This is a genomic window from Compostibacillus humi (genome assembly GCF_014637175.1).
Lineage (GTDB): Bacteria > Bacillota > Bacilli > Bacillales > Amphibacillaceae > Oceanobacillus > Oceanobacillus humi.
In genome coordinates, this window is record NZ_BMEV01000138.1 from 1 (window position 1) to 1,872 (window position 1,872).

The 1,872-nt window shown below is 33.4% G+C and carries 2 protein-coding genes; one reads left to right on the forward strand and one right to left on the reverse strand.

Annotation, left to right across the window (positions count from 1 at the left end; all coding sequences use genetic code 11):
- Positions 1–88 precede the first annotated feature (88 nt).
- A complete protein-coding gene (locus tag IEV18_RS16890; protein WP_188393502.1) occupies positions 89–661 on the reverse strand; it encodes a hypothetical protein in 573 nt (190 codons plus the stop codon).
- A gap of 645 nt (positions 662–1,306) precedes the next feature.
- Between IEV18_RS16890 and IEV18_RS16895 the strand changes: the two genes are divergently transcribed.
- Positions 1,307–1,531, forward strand: coding sequence for a hypothetical protein (locus tag IEV18_RS16895; protein ID WP_188393503.1), 225 nt, complete (start codon positions 1,307–1,309; stop codon positions 1,529–1,531).
- Positions 1,532–1,872: the final 341 nt, after the last annotated feature.

Here is a 1,872-nt window from a genome sequence, read left to right on the forward strand (position 1 = left end):
ACATTTTTGAATCCTCCTATTAATGTTTTGTTTTGGTGCTAACATTATTGCCAGGAATTCAGAAATGTTTTCCTTTTTTTATGCTTTTTCACAAAAAGTGGTGATGAATCATTAAATATTGAATATTAAAATCAAGTGGATCAATATAACTTAATATCAGAAATAATATTGCAATGGTAAAAATCAATAAGAATGGATGTTTAAAAAAGGAAAAGGTTTCTTGGTTAGCTTGTTTACGAATTGATTCTTCTGCTGTATATAAAACAAGTAATAAAATCATTGTTATCATCAAAGCCATTATATTGATGATTGCATTTGGCCTTGTCATAGCTACCATGTCTCCTAGCATTGCTCCCATCATTCCCCCCATTAGTCCAGATAGTATTCCGTCAATGACAGCAGGTAGACCAATAGGTATTCCTGCAAGAAACCCAACAACCACTCCAATTAATATAGAGTAAACTGTTGATTGAAACAAATCACCATGAAAAGCCACTCCTAGAATGGTTCCTATTAAAATCCCCACCGACATCCCTAATGACATAGAAATCAACATCCCGTTCATTTTTGTTAGCCATTTTCGGTGATACGTCACATATATTATGGTTGTTACAACTTGGGTGGTACACAACAAAAGTATAAAAAGTAAAGAAATTGACATTATTACAACTCCAATCATAGTATGTATTGTAAAGATGCACATTATTCCAGCCAAAAGCAGCACATTTTGTTCAAATTAGTCCAGATTTTTCACAAAGTATATATGTATAAAGCTCGTATTAAGTGTATAAATATACCCTGAATGGCTTGACATGGAGCCTCTGCGGCCATGCGTTTCAAGCCAAGAAGCCAACTGTCTAAAGACTTTGGCTTGCCAGGCAGGCTAGCATACCCGCCTCTCCATATCAAGCCGTGTCACGTACCTTATACAGATTATACATCTGAAATAATTTGAAATTCACAATCTGAAATAAAGTGGATATTTACATGTATGTCCACTTTTATTGTATTCACTGTTGGATTGCAATATGATATACCCCTATAGGGTAGAAGGATTAACCTTATGAAACAGTATATAGAAGGTTTGATTTAGTTAGCCAAGCCTAGTTCCTAATTAGCAGAACAAACACCATGATCAGTTTTAGGTCATTTTTAGATCGGGTAAATATTTCAGATGAAATATTATACTTTAAGTTAGATTAGCTTCCTATTATCCTGTTAAATTTAAAATCACAACTTCTAAATGTTCTCCATAAAATCTCGATAATTTTTAGGTATGATTTATTTAAGAAAGGAGATGTAATAAATGAAAAAATTATTAATAGGTATTTTAACCGGAGCCGTACTATTAGGAAGTGCTTCATTTGTTGTGGCCGAATCAAATGGAAGTGGAATCTTAAACTTTGAGGAGATGAAACCACATATTGAAGAAATGCATCCTAATTTATCACCAGAACAGCAGGAAGAAATGTTCAACAACTGTCATGGCGAAAATGGTATGATGCAAAACAATACTGAATTCCGTGATTAGATGCATGATTTATAGTTTAAAGAGGTGTTCCCGTATGGTTGGGATGATGAGTATGAAGGTTCATGGGTTACTGGGATGGATACTTAACCTTGCATCCATCGGTATTGTTGTGTATTATGCCACCAAATTAGCATTGAAAAATAATCATAAAAATTAATAATAACCTACAATCCCTTTTAAGTGGTAAATGTCCCCTTAGTTGGACGACAACTAATTGACCATTTAGATAACTCAACTTTCGCAGTCGAAAAACACTAGTAAACACTTGATATGACTGAAAGAATTCACAACATTATATCTAAAAATGAACAAAAAAACATCCCTTTTTGGTAAAATATAGT